This is a genomic window from Pedobacter sp., assembly GCF_037719805.1.
In the GTDB taxonomy this organism is placed as follows: domain Bacteria; phylum Bacteroidota; class Bacteroidia; order Sphingobacteriales; family Sphingobacteriaceae; genus Pedobacter.
Genome location: NZ_JBBJLZ010000002.1, coordinates 575,002 through 596,314, shown reverse-complemented (window position 1 = coordinate 596,314; position 21,313 = coordinate 575,002). Strand labels below are relative to the sequence as shown.

At 38.2% G+C, this 21,313-nt stretch carries 17 protein-coding genes, 2 tRNA genes and 1 pseudogene; 9 read left to right on the top strand and 11 right to left on the bottom strand.

Translation table 11 applies throughout. The features are described from left to right. Positions 1-21: 21 nt before the first annotated feature. Positions 22-357: a hypothetical protein gene (locus WKF66_RS07605; protein ID WP_489673827.1), complete on the bottom strand. Its 336-nt coding sequence runs from the start codon at positions 355-357 to the stop codon at positions 22-24. A gap of 126 nt (positions 358-483) precedes the next feature. Beyond that, positions 484-2,958: a TonB-dependent receptor domain-containing protein gene (locus tag WKF66_RS07600; protein WP_489673826.1), complete on the bottom strand. Its 2,475-nt coding sequence runs from the start codon at positions 2,956-2,958 to the stop codon at positions 484-486. A 174-nt stretch (positions 2,959-3,132) separates the two neighbouring features. Here WKF66_RS07600 and WKF66_RS07595 point away from each other — a divergent pair, with 174 nt between their 5' ends. Continuing rightward, positions 3,133-3,567 (top strand): DUF1810 domain-containing protein, encoded by a 435-nt coding sequence (locus WKF66_RS07595; protein ID WP_489673825.1) that lies wholly within the window; start codon positions 3,133-3,135, stop codon positions 3,565-3,567. Here WKF66_RS07595 and WKF66_RS07590 read toward each other — a convergent pair. From WKF66_RS07590 to WKF66_RS07580, 3 genes are all read right to left on the bottom strand, one after another. Then, entirely contained in the window at positions 3,564-4,289 is a 726-nt protein-coding gene (locus WKF66_RS07590) for a DUF72 domain-containing protein (protein WP_489673824.1), read from the bottom strand. The genes WKF66_RS07595 and WKF66_RS07590 overlap by 4 nt on opposite strands. A gap of 30 nt (positions 4,290-4,319) precedes the next feature. Next, entirely contained in the window at positions 4,320-4,676 is a 357-nt protein-coding gene (locus tag WKF66_RS07585) for a response regulator (protein WP_489673823.1), read from the bottom strand. Positions 4,677-4,848: 172 nt separating this feature from the next. Beyond that, positions 4,849-5,175 carry a DMT family transporter gene (locus tag WKF66_RS07580; protein WP_489673822.1) on the bottom strand — a complete coding sequence of 109 codons (327 nt, stop codon included), beginning with the start codon at positions 5,173-5,175 and terminating at the stop codon, positions 4,849-4,851. A gap of 168 nt (positions 5,176-5,343) precedes the next feature. Here WKF66_RS07580 and WKF66_RS07575 point away from each other — a divergent pair, with 168 nt between their 5' ends. From WKF66_RS07575 to WKF66_RS07565, 3 genes are all read left to right on the top strand, one after another. Further along, a complete protein-coding gene (locus WKF66_RS07575; RefSeq protein WP_489673821.1) occupies positions 5,344-5,826 on the top strand; it encodes a regulatory protein RecX in 483 nt (160 codons plus the stop codon). A gap of 137 nt (positions 5,827-5,963) precedes the next feature. Further along, positions 5,964-6,036 (top strand) — tRNA-Gly (locus WKF66_RS07570). A gap of 51 nt (positions 6,037-6,087) precedes the next feature. Further along, positions 6,088-6,172, top strand: a tRNA-Leu gene (locus tag WKF66_RS07565). Positions 6,173-6,920: 748 nt separating this feature from the next. Here WKF66_RS07565 and WKF66_RS07560 read toward each other — a convergent pair. Then, positions 6,921-7,703, bottom strand: a pseudogene (locus tag WKF66_RS07560) (recombinase family protein); the annotation flags it as partial. A gap of 588 nt (positions 7,704-8,291) precedes the next feature. Between WKF66_RS07560 and WKF66_RS07555 the strand changes: the two are divergent. Genes WKF66_RS07555 through mobC form a run of 3 tightly spaced genes read left to right on the top strand, consistent with a single transcriptional unit; the run spans position 8,292 to position 12,016 of the window. Next, the gene (locus WKF66_RS07555; RefSeq protein ID WP_489673820.1) at positions 8,292-8,702 is read left to right on the top strand and encodes a mobilization protein; all 411 of its coding nucleotides are present in this window, start codon (positions 8,292-8,294) and stop codon (positions 8,700-8,702) included. Further along, a complete protein-coding gene (locus WKF66_RS07550; RefSeq protein ID WP_489673819.1) occupies positions 8,684-9,964 on the top strand; it encodes a relaxase/mobilization nuclease domain-containing protein in 1,281 nt (426 codons plus the stop codon). The genes WKF66_RS07555 and WKF66_RS07550 overlap by 19 nt, the downstream gene beginning before the upstream one ends. 42 nt (positions 9,965-10,006) lie before the next feature. Then, the gene (gene mobC / locus WKF66_RS07545; RefSeq protein WP_489673818.1) at positions 10,007-12,016 is read left to right on the top strand and encodes a conjugal transfer protein MobC; all 2,010 of its coding nucleotides are present in this window, start codon (positions 10,007-10,009) and stop codon (positions 12,014-12,016) included. Between the two features lie 102 nt (positions 12,017-12,118). Here mobC and WKF66_RS07540 read toward each other — a convergent pair whose 3' ends face one another. Beyond that, the gene (locus WKF66_RS07540; protein WP_489673817.1) at positions 12,119-12,583 is read right to left on the bottom strand and encodes a Fur family transcriptional regulator; all 465 of its coding nucleotides are present in this window, start codon (positions 12,581-12,583) and stop codon (positions 12,119-12,121) included. A 521-nt stretch (positions 12,584-13,104) separates the two neighbouring features. Between WKF66_RS07540 and WKF66_RS07535 the strand changes: the two genes are divergently transcribed. Together WKF66_RS07535 and WKF66_RS07530 are read left to right on the top strand one after the other, a co-directional pair. Continuing rightward, entirely contained in the window at positions 13,105-15,459 is a 2,355-nt protein-coding gene (locus WKF66_RS07535) for a TonB-dependent receptor (RefSeq protein WP_489673816.1), read from the top strand. An 11-nt stretch (positions 15,460-15,470) separates the two neighbouring features. Continuing rightward, positions 15,471-16,028, top strand: coding sequence for a hypothetical protein (locus tag WKF66_RS07530; RefSeq protein WP_489673815.1), 558 nt, complete (start codon positions 15,471-15,473; stop codon positions 16,026-16,028). 61 nt (positions 16,029-16,089) lie between these two features. On the opposite strand, the gene WKF66_RS07525 is transcribed toward WKF66_RS07530, so the two are convergent. Genes WKF66_RS07525 through WKF66_RS07510 form a run of 4 tightly spaced genes read right to left on the bottom strand, consistent with a single transcriptional unit; the run spans position 16,090 to position 21,286 of the window. Continuing rightward, complete coding sequence (locus tag WKF66_RS07525; RefSeq protein WP_489673814.1) at positions 16,090-17,007, bottom strand: NAD(P)/FAD-dependent oxidoreductase; 918 nt, start codon at positions 17,005-17,007, stop codon at positions 16,090-16,092. Continuing rightward, positions 17,004-18,377 (bottom strand): MATE family efflux transporter, encoded by a 1,374-nt coding sequence (locus WKF66_RS07520; protein WP_489673813.1) that lies wholly within the window; start codon positions 18,375-18,377, stop codon positions 17,004-17,006. Before WKF66_RS07520 ends, WKF66_RS07525 begins: the two co-directional genes overlap by 4 nt. Before the next feature lie 13 nt (positions 18,378-18,390). Then, positions 18,391-19,809, bottom strand: coding sequence for a DUF3526 domain-containing protein (locus tag WKF66_RS07515; protein ID WP_489673812.1), 1,419 nt, complete (start codon positions 19,807-19,809; stop codon positions 18,391-18,393). A gap of 49 nt (positions 19,810-19,858) precedes the next feature. Next, positions 19,859-21,286, bottom strand: coding sequence for a DUF3526 domain-containing protein (locus WKF66_RS07510; protein ID WP_489673811.1), 1,428 nt, complete (start codon positions 21,284-21,286; stop codon positions 19,859-19,861). Positions 21,287-21,313: the final 27 nt, after the last annotated feature.

Sequence of the window (21,313 nt, the reverse complement as noted above, 5' to 3'; positions counted from 1 at the left end):
TGAGTTAATACTCCTAGATGACTAATCTCTTATTTTTCGACGATGCGCTGGCACCGTTTTTACTGGCTCACTGCTATTAGTAGATAAAAAGCTGTTAATTTTTATCCCTAAGTAATTGACTACTTCTGTGGTCAACTCGATTTCCGTACGAGAGTTTTTATACCCCATTTTATATTCTGGTAGCCCAGATTCAGGGATAGAATTGCGATCCATCAAAACCCAGGAATGACCCAGATACTGCACTACCCCTAGTACTCCACCAAAATAGACGATGGTAAATTGCATGTCAGTATTAGGAAGGATGGTCAGGGTGAGTTCCTGAGCATTGTAGTTAATTCTGATATTAAAGGGTTCCATAGTTCATACAGATAACATCTGCTGAAAACAATGGTTTAAAAGACTGATTCTAAACTGCAGCTCTCCAACTAGAACGAAAAAAGCCGGCTACCTGAACAGATAGCCGGCTTAAAAGAATAGATCCTTCTAAAATCTGTACCCTAAAGTCGTGATGAACTGACGAGGGGCGATGGGATTAATACTATAATTTTCATGTACAAAGTAGTTTAACTCGTTCGTAATGTTAGAGATCTTTGCAAGGAGCGAGAGATTTTTCCATGAATAACCTCCTGAAAGGTCAAATGTAGTAAAGTCACCCAAAGGAATCAATCTGCTTGCCGTTTGGATTTTGGAATCATTATAACCACCATTTCTGTTTCCAGTGTAATAGGCGGATGCTCCAACTTTGAGACCTTTTAACTTGCCATCCTGAAGCGTATAAAATAAAGATCCATTTGCTGTATTCTTAGTCGTGCCTACCAGACGTTGACCTTCAACAATACCGCCTACAGTTGAAGTTGCTTTTCCAGAAGGGTTGGCAGTCGTCACTGGTACATCATAAGTAATTAAAGTTTTATCACGGGTTTCCGTATACCGGATAAAATTATAGCTATAACCTGCAATGAAGTTTAGTCCTGGCCATATTGTTCCCGTCAAGTCTAATTCAACACCATCGCTTAGGGTTTTGCCATTCAATTCTTTAATATTACTGTCGCCGTTTCCAGTGCCGTCAGCTTTAACCAACGCCTGCTGGGCAAAGTTGTTATTTTTAATACTGTAGGCAGTAATATTAGCTGATAACTTCCCATTCAGGAAATCGTTTTTGATACCTGCTTCATATTGGTCTACCAGAGAAGGGTCTAGTGTCGCTCCATAAATATCTAGACCAGTATTAGCAATCAAGTTGTTTGCATAACTCACGTATATTGAGCTAGTCTTTAGCGGTTGATAGATCAAAGCTAATTTAGGAGAGAATGCTTTCTCAGTTTTACCTGCTCCTTTGGTAGTCGTATTGGTGGCGAATGTATTAATATTTGTGCCAGGTGTTTTTTGGAACGTGTAACGAATTCCGGCCAGAACCTTAAATTGGTCAGTTAATGATACCAAATCTTGCACAAAAGCACCCATTCTATATATTGGAGCTCTAGTTCTGCTAATATTGTTTGCTATCGGCTCAACACCACTGCCAAAAAATGTTGCTGGATCTAAAAGATTTACACTTCCATAATTGAAGGTTGCCGAACCAGTTTGCCCGTAATTAAAGCCATTCGAAGTGGTTTTAGACTGATCCGCGTCTGCACCAATTAATATTTTGTGGTTAATTCCACCAGTGTTTACGTCACCGTTTAAGTTAATTTGCTGATTGTACGAAAACTCTTGAGTTTTTGATCGGGTCACATTACGAAGCGCAACTCCAGCGGCGTTTGCGAAGGGGCGTTCTGTGCTATAATAATCTCTGTTATAGGACTGTAATGAACCAAGAACATTGATTTTCCAGCTATCATTAAACTGATGATTAACACTCAATTGCGAAGAAACTGTATTTGTGTTGTTGTATGCCCATGGTGCATTAATATAGGTGCCGCGACCAATGTTTACGATCTTGTTATCTATTGTTCCGATACCAAAATCAGGAGTATAATCACTTTTTAAGTAGTCACCCTGGAGTAAGATGTCAGTTTTATCAGACAGCTTATAAAGCAAAGATGGATTTATATATACCCTGTCGGCCTTTACGTTGTTTCTATAACTCGCAGCTTCCTCATAAGTACCAATAGCACGGAAAGCTAACTTCTTACTAATTGGGCCATATAGATCAACCGTTGGTTTGTATAGATCATAACTTCCTGTACGAAAAGAAACCTCGCCACCGTTTTCAAACTTAGGTTTTTTAGTCACCATATTTACTACAGCACCCCCGCTAACACCACCATATAAAAGTGCAGCACTTCCTTTCAAAACTTCTACTGATTCTAAAGTACTCGTTTCCGGCATTCCGCCTGTGCTGGTACGCGCACCGTTCTTAAAAACGTTGTTTCCACCAAGGCTATATCCGCGAGCGAAGAAAGTCTCGCCACTTACACCACCTCTATTTTCACCGTAAGCCACACCGTTAACATTTTTTAAAACATCGCTTAACCGATTTGCTTGTTGATCAGCAATGATCTGGGTCCCAATTATTTGTAAAGCTTGTGGAAGATCCCTGGACGGAATACTGATTTTACCAGTAGTGATAGATTTCGCATTTGGCGATTTATAAGTTGATATCACGATCTCATTTAATTGTGAGCCACTTTCTGTTAAGGTAAAGTCTGCAGTTACAGCATCCCCATCCACTACAGTTACTTTCTGACTTTGCACTTGCAAACCAACTGAAGAAGTTCTTACAGTGTACTCGCCACTTTTGAGATTGTGAAAGATGAATACTCCAGATTCATTAGTGGAGGTTTTCTTGCTGTTTTCAACAATCAAAACAGTAACAGAGGCAGCCGGCTGCCCATCGTTCGTCTTAACTTTTCCACGGATTGAGCCATTGGCAATTCCGGAGGCTAACTGTGCGGAGAGCGAAATGCTTGACAGCAATAGCATAGCTATAAACATGGTGGAGTAAAAATATTTCATTAGCTTATTTAGATTAATTCTATGCAAATGTAATTGTGTAAGCCAACATTGCCAAATTTATTTAGAATAAGTTTAAATAAGCAGTAGTTTAATGTTAAATTGCTCTAAAACAGGAGCCCTTTGCTAAACTTTAAGACATTGAAAGGGTTATATACTATGTCTATCAAAAAACATATGGAACACAACTTGGAACGATTTATAGCAGCTCAAAAGGGCGTTTTCCAAACTGCACTTTCTGAACTTCAACAAGGCAGGAAGCAAACCCACTGGATGTGGTTTATTTTTCCTCAAATCCAAGGTCTTGGTTTTAGCGATACGGCCAAATTTTACGCTGTCGAGAATTTAGCAGAAGCCCAGCACTTCATGCAACATCGGGTCTTGGGTCCAAGACTGGTTCTTATTTCTTCTGCTTTATTAGAACTAGAATCGGCAGATGCCTATAAAATCTTTGGCAGTCCAGATGATCTTAAGCTACACTCCTCCATGACACTGTTTTCGGAAGTACCAAACACAAACCCAGTTTTTACGAAAGTTTTAGAGAAGTTCTTTGGTTCCAGAAAAGACAACAAGACCTTGAAGATGCTTGCTTTGTTAAATGGAACGCGTTAGTGACTTTCCGCAATCCGAATTGTAGAACGGGCGTTTTCAACAGCATAGCCTTCAATATCATTGTTAAAGTAAAGATAAGCCTTAGTTGAAGCTGGCGTTTCGTTGATTCGGTTAATGACGTTTTTTAATTCGTTATCAGTGTAGCCGGAGGCATAGAGATGCTCTCTTCCATGTAGCCGATAATAAACATGCGTTGTATTTGCAATTAGGTCATCAGGAAAATCTGGATGTGACATACCGCAAAACGCAATGTTCCGCTGACCTAGTCGAGCAATTGCTTCGTCGTTCCACCAGCTTTTATGTCTGAATTCAACTACGTTTTCAAAAGTTGGGTCAACGCTATCCATGATTCTTTGAATATTGATTTCTGTGTATGAAAAGTTGGGGGGAAACTGAAATAGTACGCTACCTAACTTTTTCTGCAGACCTTCTCCAATGAGGCCGTAAAAATCGCCAAGCATTCGGGAAGTATCATTCAACTTCTTAAAATGGGTAATGGACCTGGGTACTTTAACCGAAAATACAAAATTAGCGGGTGAATTTTTGTGCCAATCCTGTAGTGTTTCCAGCTTTGGAAACCGATAAAATGTCACATTGAGTTCTAGTGTAGAAAAGTACTGGCAGTAAAAGGCGAACCAATTTTTAACAGCAAGACCTTCGGGATAAAACTTCCCCCTCCAATGTTTATAATGAAAGCCGGAACAGCCTACTAAAAACTGCATATTTGTCTAAATAATAGGATAAACCAATATTCAAACAAATATGTTCACCGTTGAGACAAAATAATTGATGTCGAATGGTTTTTCTATATAAGCGTCCGCCTTGCAAGCTAACGCAATCTCCGGCAGTCCGGGGCATGCTGAAATCAAAATAGCTGGTGTATCAGCAGTAAGGATATTGTTTTTAATCTTTTCACACAAGTGAGCGCCATTGATAAAATTTCCTAATTTATAGTCAATTATAATTATATCGGGATGAATTATTCGAAGATCGACATCAAAGGAACCAACCGTAGTTTGAAATACTACGTAGCCAGCTTGCTTTAAAATTTCCATTATAATGTAAGCTGTGTCTACATCGTTTTCAATAACCAAAATTTTTTTACCCATAAGACGTGTTATGAGGCAAAGTTCAATAAATAAACTTCAATGAAAATACGTATGTTAATGTGTTAAGTACGGAAACAAAATTAAGTACTAGTAGTTGGACACCGTAAGCTAATATTTTAAAAGTGCTCTAACTATTGCCTTACATTCCTTGTGACGCTTCCTTTGCTGATGTTTAGTTTGAAACGAACTTTAGCCCAACAATTGACCCTACGAGCGTTGTAATGAACAGTAGCCTCCAGAAAGTAGCGGGTTCATTGAAGACAAAAATACCCATTAGCACTGTGCCAACCGCACCTATTCCAGTCCAGACTGCATAAGCAGTGCCAATTGGCAATGTTTGTGTAGCCTTCCATAATAAGGTCATGCTTGCAAGTAGTGCTGCAAGAAAAAATACAAACCACCAATATTTTGCAGCACCAGTCGCATCTTTCATCTTACCAAGGCAAAAAGTAAAGCCTACCTCGAATAGGCCGCCTATAATTACTAAAACCCAATTCATATCTTTAATTTATAATACAAAGAACTACAAAAAAATTGAGGCTGATTCTATCCAATTCTAAATAGTTGAACTTTTAGGGAGCGAAGATTACTTGATTAGCAACAGCCTGGCTACTCCACATTTAACAATCGGTTGTTTATACATTGTGATTATTAGTAACATTGCATAGTGGAACCTGAAAAAAAGATAAAATACGATAAACGGACCGGACTTGTAAAGGCTGAGAACTACTGTGCCTATCAGGAACGTTCGCAACAGGAGGTAAGGTCTAAGCTTTATGATTGGGGTCTTTGGCCAAATGAGGTTGAAGAAGTTATTTCTGAGCTTATTGAAAATAATTTCCTGAATGAGGAAAGGTTTGCCAGGGCGTATGTATCTGGTAAGTTCAATATCAAACATTGGGGTAAGATCAAGATCAAGCAAGGATTGAAATTAAAGAAGATCACGGATAAGATGATTGCGGTTGCTTTAAATACGATCGATTATGACAAGTACTTACAAACTATTCTTGATACAGCGGAAAAGAAATTACCTCTTATAAAAGAAAGTGATCCCTATAAAAGAAAATATAAGCTGGTGACCTATCTAATGACTAAGGGTTTTGAAAATGATTTAATTTTAGAGGTACTGAAATCCAATAACTTATCCTAACACATCTTTTTTTTATTCGAAATAACTTGACAACGATAGAAATCTGTTTATATTTGCATTCCCAAACGGAAAGACAGGGATTGTAAAACAAGCCTTTCTAGACAGCGGGAATATCGGATGATGTTAATTATACCAATGCGAAAGTAGCTCAGTTGGTAGAGCACGACCTTGCCAAGGTCGGGGTCGCGAGTTCGAATCTCGTCTTTCGCTCTAAATGCCTTCACCTATCATGAAGGCATTTATTTTAAAAGGTTAACACCTGCTCAGATGGTGGAACTGGTAGACACGCAGGACTTAAAATCCTGTGACCTTAAAAGTCGTGCGGGTTCGATTCCCGCTCTGAGTACAAACCCGGATACAGTACGAATGGTCGTTCTGATCCGGGTTTTTTTATTGCCTAACGTGTTGTTAATCTGATAGATAAGAAGTGCTGCTTCATTGACTAAAGCGGTTCGATGTCCTGTTTCTGAATAAGTCCATTTTTCGGGGAACATCGAACCGACAATAAACCGCTGACCTTCAATATCGGCGTTTAAATACAATAGATCAAGCTTTTTAAGGTTTTCTATAGCTTTGTAAACGAGAGCATCAATATCGACACATGCACCACTCCCGGCAGTACAATCAGTTAACTTTGCTTCCAACCTCACAATCTTTTCTTTGGCTTCGGATTTAATTAATTTATAATCAGCTTGATCAATACTATCATTTAAAAGAAGTTCTCTGGCTTTAGTAATACGATTATTATTATCTGTAATTTGGGATATTAGGTTCCTCTTTTCATCCTGTTCAAATTGCTTCCCATCTTTGTACAGATCGCAAATTACCTCCTTGAATAATTCGGCCATTCCGGGTTTAGGAATATACTTTCTTAATTCTTCAACGAATGCCATATTTACGGTAGAAGCCTTATGCCTCACCCGACAAGCAGACCGGCAATGATAATAGTGGTGATATCCATTTCTGCCTTTTGATGCGCTACCGGTAAGCACTCTGGAGCATTTTGTGCAATTAAGAAATCCTCTTAGAGGAAGTTTTTCTTGCGAGACTATTGTTATTCCTTGTGGAGCTATATCTCTTTTTCTGCCCGTAAGTATATCCTGCACATCGTAAAAAAGTGATTCAGGAATAATAGGCTCATGCAATCCTTTAACTAAGTACGATTCTTCATTTTTATAAGCGGCCACATATACTTTCCCGCAATAGCCTACATTTCTAATAGCCGTCCAAAAACTGTTTACACTACATTTTAATCCCCTTTCTCTTGCTATTCTCCATATCTCCGAAGTGGAATAAATCCCCTCAGCGATTTGTTCAAAAGCCCACCTAATATGAGATGCCTGCGGCTCTGAAATAGCCACATACTTTCTTCCGTTTTCGTCAACCTTGTTAGCATAGCCCGGAGGGGCAACGCCCATCCACCGACCCTCTTTTCTGGCTTGACGCATCCCATGTTTCACGTTTAATGCGCGTCTGTCATTTTCGATTTCCGGTGTGGTCAGATAAACGGCAAGCATCATCTTATTTTCCGGGACATTCATATCTAGGGGCTGCTCGATAGCCTGTGGCTCCACTCCAATTTTTCGTAGGGTGCTAATCATTTGATAAGCATCACTTGCGTTACGGCTAAAACGATCCCATTTTGTAAAAAGCACTAAATCTGTTTTTTCCTTATGTTTTTTAAGTTCAGCCAATAGGTTTTTCCATTGAGGCCGTTCAAATGTTTTAGCTGAATGATCTTCAAATAATACTTTCCGGACTTTGATATTGTTGATTTCGCAATATTTTAGAAGGACATCCTCTTGGTTGCGTTGGGAGTAGCCTTTATCAGCCTGTTCATCTGTACTGACACGTATATATAGGTCTGCAATTTTCATAGATAATCAGCGGGAGTGATTTTATTTTTTCTTGTTAACTTGTTGATCTATTGCCAATTTAGCGAATTTATACATGAAGTCCAAGATTTTTTTTGCTTCATCTATGGATAAAATTGTGCCATATTCCTGAAGGATTTTAACGGCTTTTTCCGGTGTTATCGATCGTTTTTCCTGTTGCATTTATCTCACCTTTCTTTTATACGATCGTAAATCTGCATCCATTTGAGATAGATTAATCGCAAGGATTGCGCAAGGTGCGAGAGATATTAATCGAGAAATTTTACGGATGAATCAGTTCTATTATAATCACTTCACAAATTTTCTGTCGTTAGAATGGGGCATTGGAACCTGTTATTTTTATTTACCGCACCTACCGTTTCAATTGCGAACCCCGGCAAGGTATGCTCCTCACATTTGCTATCAATTCAGAAAGTCTGAACCAAATTCGCAGAAGCCGAACGGTAAGCACCGGCCCTCGTGTGGCGGGCAGCAAGATGTATTTTTGTCCACAAAAATATCTTGCCGTCCTTGAGGCCGGGACTTCGCTGCGGAACTTGCGAAGTCTGAAACATTTTAAAAGAGCTGAAAATGCCAAGGAAAAAAGCGGTAAACCAACAAGAACTTTATACCTGTTCGATCAGGACAAGAGTCACTCAAACGACTTTCGAAAGGCTGGAAAAAATTAGGAAAGAAAGTGACTGTGCATCTATCGGAGAAATAGCCCGTAAGGTGCTTTCAAATGAAAAGATTAACTGCTTTTACCGAGACGTCTCTCTGAATGCGCCAATGGAAGAGATGGCACTAATCCGCAAAGAACTTAAAGCAATTGGCATCAACATCAATCAACAGACAAGGCATTTTCACACCAGTGAAAAAGAAGCGCAAAAGGCTTTTTACATACTAAAGACCACAGAATTGTACACAAAAGTAGGTACTAAGGTAGAGGAGTTACTAATCATTATATCACAATTAGCAGATAAATGGTTGCCAAAATCATAAGCGGCAAAAGTATCAGGGGTATGCTTCACTATAATGAGAATAAAGTTTTAGAGAAGTCTGCTAGCTTAATGTTGGCTATTGGGTTTGCCACGGATGTTATCGGCATGAGCCTGACCCAAAAGTTACAGCGATTTGAGCATCTTACGATGTTAAACGGCAAAGTAAAAACGAACGCAGTACATATATCATTGAATTTTGATAATGAAGATAAATTGAATGATGATCAGTTGCAACGAATTACGATTGCTTATATGGATAAAATTGGTTTTGGCGATCAACCTTACTTGGTTTATAAACATAATGATGCCGCCCACCCGCACATTCACATAGCCACTACTAATATGAAAGCCGATGGAAAACGGATAGACCTGCACGGCATCGGCAGAACACTATCAGAAACTGCAAGAAAGGATATTGAAAAGGAGTTTAATCTAATAAAGGCAGAAGGTAGGCAACTTAGCAATACGCTAGGGATTAAAGCTGCTGATATAGAAAAGGCCAGTTATGGAAAAATTCCCACTAAGCGGGCAATCAACAACATTGTAAATGCGGTTGTCAGTACTTACAAATTTACCTCGCTTGCAGAGTTTAATTCTATACTCCTACAGTTCAACGTAATTGCTGACCGGGGAAAAGAAAATTCTTTAATGTTTCAAAAAAATGGGTTGATGTATTCGCTCATTAATGAAAAAGGTGAGCAAGTGGGTGTTCCGATTAAAGCCAGCGCACTTTACAACCAACCAACTTTAAAAAACCTCGAAATAAAATTTGGGCAGAACTTAGAGAAGCGAAAGGCATATCGTGAAAACTTAAAGGAAGCCATCGAATCTATATTCAGTAAATACGCTAATATTACTAAAGCTACTTTCATAACCGAAATGGCAAAACAGAATATTAACATAGCATTCCGGCAAAATGAGTCGGGATTTATATACGGGGTCACATTTATCGACAACAAAAACAAAACCGTATTTAATGGGAGCGACCTAGGAAAAACTTATAGTGTCAAAGCCCTCACAACACGGTTTGAAAACAGTGATAAACTAGTAAAACCGGAACTAAAAACCTACCTCAAGCCAGTTCAACAAACCGATTATCTTAAAAAAGATCAGTCCGTTAAAACGTATTTGAAGCCATTGGAACCAACCAATTACCTCAAAGGACTACTGAGTAAAACCACAACGGACTTTGCTTCAGGAATGCCATTTAAAAAGAAAAAGAAGAAAAAAGGACAAGTTCAAGAACACTCGCAATCATTATAAATTTTATTCATTCTCCTTTCAGGAGAGTTCAGTAAAAGACTTATGCAAACAGGAGAAGATACACAGGGATTACGCAAGATTATTGATTTTACCAGGCTTATTAGCTTATTTATTCTAAGCGTTCATTTCTATACCGCTTGTTATGAAGCCTTTCAGCAGTGGGGCTGGACAGCAGAAATTACCAATAGGATTATTATGAATATTAGCAGAACAGGGTTGCTTATGGGAATGCTAAAGCCAAAACTTAGCGCATTGGTATTTCTGATTATTTCATTAATAGGTGCTAAGGGCAAAAAAGATGAACAAATGCGAAAGGATACAATTGGGATTTATTGCGGATTGGGATTGTTGCTGTACTTTACCAGCGTTTTAAGTTTCTACCTCAATGCTCCTCCAAGCGTTATCGCCATCAGTTATATCGGATTGACTAGCTTAGGATATTTATTGATTTTAACGGGAGGTGTTCGATTATCCAGGTTATTAAAATCGGCTATGCAAACGGATATCTTTAACAAGGAAAATGAGACTTTCCCTCAGGAAGAACGGTTGCTGGATAACGAATATTCTATAAACCTTCCTGCGGTATATAATTTAAAAGGCAAGCAACGGAAAAGTTGGATAAACTTTATAAACCCTTTTCGCGGGATACTTATTGCCGGAACACCTGGAGCAGGTAAAAGCTATTTCATTATCCGGCATATCATTGATCAGCATATGAAAAAGGGCTTTACAATGTTTCTATATGATTTTAAATACGATGACCTGACGAAAATAGCTTATAACAAATTACTGAAATATCAGAATAACTACCCGAAAAAGCCTTCATTCTATGTGATTAATTTTGACGACTTGAACAGAACTCATCGCTGTAACCCGCTCGATCCGCATGGAATGGAAGATATTACTGATGCCACAGAAGCAAGCCGTACTATCATGTTGGGGCTAAATAGGGAGTGGATTAAGAAGCAAGGCGATTTTTTTGTGGAATCACCAATCAACTTTCTAACAGCCATAATTTGGTTTCTCAGAAAATATGATAACGGAAAATACTGTACGTTGCCGCACGTGATTGAATTGATGCAAGCAGATTACGATGCATTGTTTGCTATACTGCAAACTGAAGAAGAAATTAAGGTTTTGATCAACCCATTTATTTCCGCCTATAATAACAATGCGAAGGCTCAGCTTGAAGGACAAATTGCCAGTGCAAAGATTGGTTTGGCAAGATTATCTTCACCTCAATTGTACTATGTGTTATCTGATAATGATTTTACTTTGGATGTAAATAATCCTGACGACCCTAAAATTGTTTGTTTAGGTAATAATCCTCAAAAGCTACAAATCTATGGAGCGGTACTCTCTCTTTATATCTCCCGAATGATAAAACTGGTAAATCGTAAGAATCAGCTTAAAAGCAGTTTAATATTCGATGAATTCCCGACTATCTATTTCAATAATATGGATAGCCTGATAGCTACAGCACGAAGTAATAAAGTAGCTACTATTTTAGCTGTTCAGGATTTTAGCCAATTAAAGAAAGATTATGGTGCAGAGCAAGCTGATGTCATTACAGGCATAGTGGGTAATATTATCAGTGGACAAGTAACTGGCGATACCGCAAAAACTTTATCTGAGAATTTTGGAAAAATTGTACAGGATAAAAACAGTATGACAATTAATAGCTCTGATACCTCAACAACTAAAAGTACCCAATTGGATTATGCCATACCTGCCGCTAAAATAGCCGCATTGTCTTCCGGTGAATTTGTGGGTATTGTTGCCGATAATCCTGAACAGAAAATACAGCTTAAAATATTCCATAGCGAAATACAAAATAATCATGCTGAAATAAAAAGGGAAGAAGAAAGTTATAAGCCCATTCCGGTTATTCAGAAAGTTTCTATAGAGGATATTCAAGAGAACTATCAAAAGGTAAAACTAGAGATTCAAGAATTAATTGAATCTCAGCTTATCTTATTAGAGAATCCAAAATGCGAAAAGGTACTAGAAAGCGAAGATAGTTCAATTAGTAATACAGGATTATCAATGTAGGAAAATGAACAAATGCCAGTAGTTTCTTATATACTAAAGAGGTTATTACTATCATTTTTGTAAATGAATTTAATTGTTACTGGTTTTAAAAGCTTCAAGTTATCAATCCTTATTCTTTATATACTCCTCCGCCTTCTTATTGCATTTATCACAAATCCCGTACACTATTAAAGTTACGTTTGCGGTGGTGAAGCCTGCTGGCATAGAAAGCTTTGGTAGGTGAAGTTCATCTAAGCAGTAAACATTTAAACAGACGGTGCAATTGAAATGAACATGCTTGTCATCATGTTTTTGTTCTGAGCAGGATTTATCACAGGTAGCATAATTTGCAGTACCATTCATGTCCAGAATTTTATGTATAATGCCTTTCTCCTCAAATGTTTTAAGAACACGGTACAACGTTACCCGATCTACTTCTTTGCCCAGAATTTCTTCCAAATGGGGTTGTGAGGTAGCCGTTTCACGGGAAGAAAGAATTTTTAAGACGCTTAATCTGGGTTTGGTTTTTTTGAGGTCATTCCTCTCCAGTAATTGGTCAAATTCATTTTCAGTTTTACGTCCTTCCATACCATGTAAAAGTAAGAATTTTATCTTGAAAGGGCTTTTGTAATTAGCTTGAGAGGGATGTATTGTATTATAGATGTGAAGCAGATTAGGGAATAGTAGTTACCTCAAGAAATACTTAATGACAATAAGTTGCATTTAAAGATAGTATTGCGTTCCTTTGCAAATCATATATGCGGAATCAGGTATTCATAAAATCAACAACATTGATATTGCTTCTAGCGATATTTACCTATGTTGTGCCTGTACATCAGTTATTTCATAAGCATAAGGCCAACACTGATTATTCGGTTTCTGATAGTAAGGTAACCGTTAAGAGCCATGAAAAACCTTGCTGTAAACCCGTACAGTTTTTAAAAGATTCTATACTTACAACAACTACCATATTTGCTTATTCTGTGAAAGCAGATGTAGTATTTATCATAAGTTCGCCTAAAAAGGTATTCCAATCTTTATTTTTCATCACCAATAAAGCTCCTCCAATCTACAGCTAAATAAAAGCTAATTAGATTTAAGAGGAACATATGAAAAATTATCTAAGGCAGATATTGCCTTTAATTACAGCTTTTTTACTATATCCTTTTGTTTCAATTTCTCAGCCATGTAATTACATGATTTTTGGCTCGGTTAAAGATTCAAAAGATAAAAACATTCTTTCAGGAGCAAGTATCAGGATCAAGGAACTTAATCAATCGATACAATCTGAAGATGATAGCCATTATCATTTTAGCGGACTTTGCAAGGGGAAATACACCTTGCTGATTTCATTTGTTGGTTATCAGGATAAAGAGATTAGTATTAATTTAAATAAAAGCGCTACCGAAATTAATATTTTTCTGATATCGGAAATTTCTCAGCTTTCGGAAGTTGAAGTTACAGGCTCACGAAATACTACCAAACCTTTACAGACCAGTAGTAAACTCAGCGGCAAACAGCTTGAACTCAGCCGGGGCCAGTCTCTAGGTGAAGCACTTAAAACTATTCCTGGCTTAAATTCCATTCAAACAGGCCCATCAATTTCTAAGCCCGTTATTCATGGGCTTCATTCTAACCGGGTGCTTATATATAATGCCGGAGTTAGGCAGGAAGGCCAGCAATGGGGCAGCGAACATGCTCCGGAAATAGATCCTTTTATTGCAAACCAAATTACGGTAGTAAAAGGTGCCGCCAGCGTGATGTATGGAGCAGATGCTATGGGTGGTGTTATTTTGCTTGAGCCCTCCCCTTTAAAATTTGAAAAGGCTTTGTTTGGGCAGGTAAACATGGTTGGCATGAGCAACAACGGTCAGGGTGCTTTTTCAGGAATGCTAGAAAATTCTCATGGTAAACATTCCTCTTTTAGTTGGCGGGCGCAGGGAACATACAAAATTGCCGGAAATTCTAAAACCGCAGATTATTATATGAATAATACAGGTTTTAGTGAATATAATGGCGCTTTAATGTTTGGCTACCGAAAAGCCGGATTTAGTGGGGATGTTTATTTAAGCAGTTTTAATACCAAAATCGGAATATTTAGTGGCTCACACATAGGCAGTACAACGGATCTACTGAATGCCATCAGTAGAAACGAACCTTTTAAATCTGATCAGTCAACACTTTCTTATCAAATAAATAGGCCATACCAATTAATTCGGCATCAAATTTTAAAGCTAAAATCAAGTTACGCTATCAGTGGGTTAGGAAGCCTGAATGCGCAATACAGTATTCAGCAAAATAATAGGGAAGAGTACGATATAGTTCGGCAATCAAACGAAAATAAATACCAGCTTAAGTTTGATTTGAATACACAAACTGCCGATGTATTTCTGGATCATGATCCGATTTTAGGATTGCGTGGCCGAATTGGAATCAACGGGATGTTTCAGCATAATTTTTACGATGGCAGGTATTTAATTCCATTTTTCGACAGCTATAGCGGCGGTGTTTTTCTTATTGAACGATGGACTAAAAACAAGCTGTCAATCGAAGGCGGTATCCGTTATGATTATAAGATGATGGAAGCCCGGCTCCGTGAAAACGTTTATGATAACAACAGCTCGGAAATACGGCCCAAGTTTAATTTCAATCAACTGTCTGGAACCTTAGGGGCATCTTATAACCTAACGGAAAATTATCGTTTCAGCACCACCATCGCAAAAGCATGGCGCCCTCCGGCAATAAATGAATTGTTTAGCAATGGGGTTCATCACGGAAGTGCCTCTTTTGAAAAAGGCGATAGAAATTTACAAGAAGAATCCTCTTTTAATTTAACAGCCGGTGTGAGTAAAATAACTGGCAAATTTAAAGGGGAAGCAAGCATCTATCTGAATACAATCAACAACTATATCTATCTAAAACCAGATCTAGTTCCCGTACTTACCGTTCGGGGTGCTTTTCCATCTTTTCAGTATGTACAAGTTGATGCTCGTTTTACAGGTGCTGATTTACTTTCTAGTTATCAATTTAATAATACCCTAAATACCACACTGAAATATTCGTTTGTAAGGGCTTATGACGTTGCTTCGGATAAGCATCTTGAATTTATTCCCTCAGACAAGGTAACGCTGACAACAGGATTTAATCTGCCCGATTTTAAAGTTTTTAAGAATTCTGCTATTGATTTAACGGGCAGCCACACCGCTCGGCAATGGAGAGTAAAAGCGGAGCAGGATTACGCCCCAACTCCCCAAGCATACACCTTATTTAATGTAGATTTTAGTACCACAATACCCATAGCCAGCCATCAGGCAAGTATAAGTTTAAGCTGCTGGAATGTATTTAATACCGCCTACCGGGATTACCTGAACAGGTTTAGATACTATACAGATGATACAGGCAGAAATTTTATCATACGTCTGCAAATACCAATAGGAACAAATAAAAATCAACTAAATAATTAAAATTTAAAACTATGTTAAAAAGCAAATTCAAATTATCATTACTAGCTGTAGCAGCCATAATGTTAAGTGTTTCTTCATGTAAAAAGGATGATCCGCTTCCCGAAGTGGAAGAAAATGAACTCATTACTACGCTAAGGTTAAAGTTTACCAATAAAGCCAATGCATCTGATGTTAAACTAGTGTCTTGGAAAGATTTGGATGGCGATGGAGGTAATGCACCGGTAATTGGTGAAATTATACTGGCTCCTAATACCAGCTACAAAATGGAGATAGATGCGGTGTTGAATGAAGCACAAAATCCCGTAGTGAATACTAAAGAAGAGGTTATTAAGGAAGCAGTAGACCATTTATTCGTTTTCAAACCTACCCCTGCCAATGTACTAACTGTAACAGTTACCGATAAAGACAGTAAAAATTTACCTCTTGGTATTGTATCTGATGCGGTTACAACAACTGCTGCTACAGGTAAATTACAGGTAATTTTAAGGCATCAGCCAGGTATTAAAACAGGCTCTGAAACTCCAGGCAGTACAGATTTAGATGCAACTTTTAATGTGAAAGTTCAATAAGATTAAACTTAAGAGGCTGTTTCAAAATTTGATGCAGCCTCTTAAATTATTTTTAAGCTGGTTAAAAACTTTCATTAATAAGTTCTTTATTCATCATTGCTCCCGCCATTGTTCCTGCCGCAATCGCAGCAGAAAGAGCACGCATAGGTGTTGTATTATCCCCAGCGGCATAAATTCCAGTAACCGAAGTTCGTTGCATATCATCTACTTTGGTATATCCGGTATCAGTTAACTCACAGCTTAAAGTTTCAGGTATATTAGTATGCTGCTCAAATGCTATTTTCGCAAATATTGCCTTAAAATCTACTGCGGGTTTATCCTTAAAAACCACATGCTTTATTGTGCCATTTTCATGCTCAAAACTTGTAATCTCGTTTTCGATAATTGAAATCTTATTCCTTTGCAGTTTATCGGTTTGATCAGTTGTTAAGGTTGATTTTCCGTTAGTTAAGATGGTTAGATTTTTTGACCAGTGATGTATCATTTTGCCCATCTCAAAAGCTAATTCACCATTTGCCAGAACAGCCAGGTTTTGTCCAGCAACTTCAAATCCATGACAATAAGGGCAATGTAAAACGGAAATTCCCCAGCATTCGGCGAAGCCCTTTATATTGGGCATTATATCTTTCACTCCCGTAGCGAAAATTAATTTCTTAGCATCGTATTTTTTTCCGGCCAGAGTGACTGCCTCAAATTCATTGTTTTTGCCCGAGATGGAAACAGCCGTATCATTGATTGATTTGATTGTTTTGTAGCCAAGCACCTGTGATTTTGCGGTAGCTGAAATTACAGCCGGATGTTGTCCATCGTGTGTTATGAAGTTGTGCGATTGCGGTGTTTGCCTGTTGCAAGGCAAACCGCTATCAATGATAAGCACTTTTCTTAAAGAACGGCCTAACGCCATAGCAGCAGAAAGACCGGCGTAACTGCCGCCTATTATAATTACATCGTATTTTACTTCTGATCCTTTAAAACTCATACGGTAGCATTCAATATTGGATATGTAAGATTTGTATTCGATATCATCCTTTTCGTTTGCCTTCTAACCACAAAAAATACAATGAGCATGTATAAAATATTTTCAATAAAAAGGCCATAATACACTCCGCTTTTCCCAGCGAAAGTGGGCAACAAAATCAGTAAGGGGATGAATAGAACCATCTCTCTACCTAAAGCTAAATAGGTAGCAATTTTTGCGTTCCCTGTACCTTGTAAAAAAACCATACTCGTAGAAGATATGGGTGCTAAGGGAAGAATGCACATTAAAAGCCTGAAATGGAAAATATTTTGTTCTGAAAATTCCATTTTCGGTAATATGAGTGAGAGCAGAACCTCTGGAAAAAGAAAAACCGGAATCAATATCAGCAACATCAAACTGCTACAGGCAATTCGGAATAGTTTTAAAGCCGAAATACTGCGTTCGTAATTTCCTGCACCATAGTTTATTCCAACAATTGGCTGCATGGCTTGCAGCATTCCAAAAATAGGTATTACCGAAAAAGAAAAAATGCGAAAAACGGCAGAAAAAAAAGCCACTTCTGAACTGTTGTTGTATAAAGTGACCGTTTTAAAAAGGAATATCTGCCTTAAAAAATTATTTAACTGCATAACAAGGGCGGATATCCCGACAGAGGAAATAGCTGAAATAATTACCCAATCTGCCTTAAACTTATTCAGATTTATGGTTACAGCACTTCGTCCAGAGAGTAAGTAATATAGTATCGAAGCGGAATAAATGGCCATTGATATAATAGTAGCCCAAGCAGATCCCATCACACCTAAACCAAAATAACCCATCAATATAGGATTAAGAATAATATTTATCAGCACAGAAACCGCAGTGACACGCATTGTAAATTTCATTAGCCCTTCTGCACGGATAAGAGCCGACACCCCAAGTCCGAAAATGCTGGTAACACAGCCAGCCATCATCCATTTATAATACAAAGTTCCTTCTTCAAGTACACCAGTTTCTGCTCCCATCAACATCATAAGCGGCCGGGCATAAGCAAATCCTAAAACACCTAGAATGAAGGATACGCCGATAGTATAGATCAATACATACGTAAAAATATTTTTGGTGACGTATTCGTTTCCGTTGCCAATGGCACGACTTAATACGTTCGACGCTCCTGAGGAAATAAAGCCTGTTAACGCAGAGTTAACCACCAATAAAGGCATAGACAGCGAAACCCCCGCCAGCGCATCGGCACCCATAATCCGCCCTGCAAACACGGCATCTACAAAAGAGTTAAGAGAAATAACCAGCATACTCATAATCCCCGGAAGGGACATTTGATACATCAGCTTTCCTAGCTTATCTTTAAGAATCGCATCTTTTGAGCGCATCTGAATAAAAATATTAAGTGTTTTTTTGAGCAACAACATAAGCTGCCACGAAAAGAATAAGTGATATGATTAAAAGCTGCATCATTCCACTGATAATGGGATAATCGGTTGCCTCCGATGCCTTCTGCTCTGTAAATTGGGGTGCTTGAAGATAGTCGCTTTTCACAAAGTTTTCATCACTAAACAGTTTGGAATAGTAAAACTTAACCAAAGTTTGATGATAGGCTGTGACCGAATGGTTAAAGCGTTGAAAAGCATATAAATTCGATTCACTAATGGCATCAAAAAGGTTTTGGGCCCGTACAGCTGGGTTTATCACATTAAAATGACCCGCAATTTGGTCCCGTTCTTTTACCTGGTTCTGGTAATTTTCAACAAGATTTTTCGACTCTTGGTCCCTTAAAACGGTGAAAGCAGCATGGCCCTTACCATACAGGTTTTTAGTGGTATCTACCTTCTTAAAATCAGGATGGTGATGCAGAAATTCACGAATAACCGCTTTCTGATTGGCATCATCTTCTTCATTAGCAACACCCATCCTTCGGCTTATTCCAGATAATATTGTGGTGTTTAAGGGCATTGCCACCGTGATCATAATATTTATTAAAGCCGGAATAATAATCAGAAACAACAACCATAAACCGATTCCAGAAATAGCGTTAAAGGCAGAATTTCTGTTAAATGAAATGATAAGGAAAAGCAGCGTAAACCAAAAAAGAAAGTAGACTAAAACAGTTCCTACCCAGGCGAATACCTTATCATATTCTACTGAAAAACTGATTTCCGAAAAAATGAACCCCACAATGCAGAGGATAATTGCGGTACTAAACAAGAGCACAAAGTAAAATAGCAGCTTAATTAACATGATTTTATGAACAGGCACCGCTTGAGATTTTAATAAAGGGAGCACACCCTTGTCCTTGTCGGACGAGAGGATACTATAACAAAAAGCAATGATAACCAATGGGAAGAGGTAGATCAAAACAAACGATAAGTCGAAATTTCCGGCCAGCAGTTTCTGAGGATTGGCTATCTCGTTTTGAAAAATCTGGTAGTATAAACTCATTGCCGAGAGCTTATAATAGTAGGGCTGTAAATCACGCTGACCGATAGAAAGTGGCGCAAGCGCTGACGGTGTAAATATTGCAGCGTATTGATGCTTGTGCCAGGCAAAACCAGGAACCGCAGCTAACTGCCATGCTTTTTTACCTTCTTTTGTAGTAGTATCAGCGTTAAAGCCTTCTTCAATTTTTACTAACTGTTTTGCTTGTAGTTGCTTTACCTGCTCTATAACCTGCCGCTGTTTTTGTATTTCTGTACAGCCGTAATAAATAGCGTAAAAACCTAGCAGAGCGGTTAAAAACAGAATAAATAATTGAAATCTGTTTCGTGTAAAATGCAGCCATTCATACTTAAATAAAAACTTAATCATAGTGTTTGTTGTGGTATTTTAATTCAGCCTTCAGCTTTGAGCCTTCACCTTATATCGCCGATTTATTCACCCAAAAAGTAACAAGTACCGAAATCATTATAGCCCAAAACACCAATGTCAAAAACTCAAATCTGTAATTTGCTATAGCGTTTTTCACTCCCGGTATTTCATAACTAAAATCTTTAACAGACTGCCATAGCTTTCCATCTGCCTTATACTCGTAAAACTCTCCGGTTTTAGAATGGTCTCGGTAATCGAAATTCATTTTTCGCACCAAATCCCTGCGGTATTGTTCAGCTGCATTTTGAAAATCAGCATACGTATAAAAGTCGGTAGCCGAAAGTGACATAGATAAATTGCGGATGGATAAATACGGGTTAAAACTACTAGCGTACGTACTCACTTCATTCTGCTTCACGAATTGATTAAATAAGCTTTTAGAATGCTTATCGTGTATAGAATTCGAAAAATCTTCATAAACCTGTGCACAGGCAGCTTCGTAATTTATAGGCAATTGCGCAACCGAGTCCACCCGGTATTGCTTTAAAAGCCTGCTGGTAAAATTTACAATAAGCGTATCCTTAAGCGTGTTGCGTTCAATTCTACTATCAATATCTTGTTTAATTTTCTGGTGATAACTGTTTATAGAGGGTAGCGGAAACAAGTTTCCGGCAGTATTTGCGGTGGTTTTTGGTATAATAATGGTAAACAGAATCCAAACTGCAAGCAGGGTAAGCAACGCATTTCCCGATACATTCGAATACGATGAAACCCATACCGACAATCCAATGAATATGAAAAAGTAGAGGGAGTAGCTTATCAATAGAAATGAGATTCGCCAAAAAATATCTTCCGTAAACATCATCTCCGGGCGTGTAAATATTCCCACCATCAGCATGAGGATAGCCGGTATCAAAATCGCAAATATCAACATACTATAAGCCGTAATTTTGCCCCAGGCCAGTGTTTTAAACGAAATACCCTGACTCAGTATGATTTTTAATGTGCCATTTTCCCGCTCTTGAGTAAACGACGAAAAGCATAAAAATATAATCAGTAGCGGAATTAAAATCTGCAATACCAGGGCAATAGATAATTCACCAAACCGAATCATAGCTCCATAATCCTGCGCCGGCCTAAACATAAACTCGTGCTGGTAATGAGCTTCTAAATAAATAGACGAACCCGTGTAAGCATCCAAGCCGAAGTCAAAAAAACTCAAACCCGTTTTGGGCTTAAATACAAACGTTCCGTAGTGCGCAGCAATATGCGGGTGCTTATCGCCCTGGTTAAGCCATTGTTGTCTTTTCTGCTCTTTTGCATAAGCAAGTTGTTCTTTTTGGGTTTTGTAATTCAGGTAGCCGCCCGCTCCGGCTACTAACAATAAAATACAAATAATACCCGCCGTAAGCTGAACCTGCAGATTTCTTGTAGCTGTAAAAATTTCTTTCTTTATAATAATTTTCAGTTTGCTCACGCTTTTACATTTTAACGCAGACAGCGT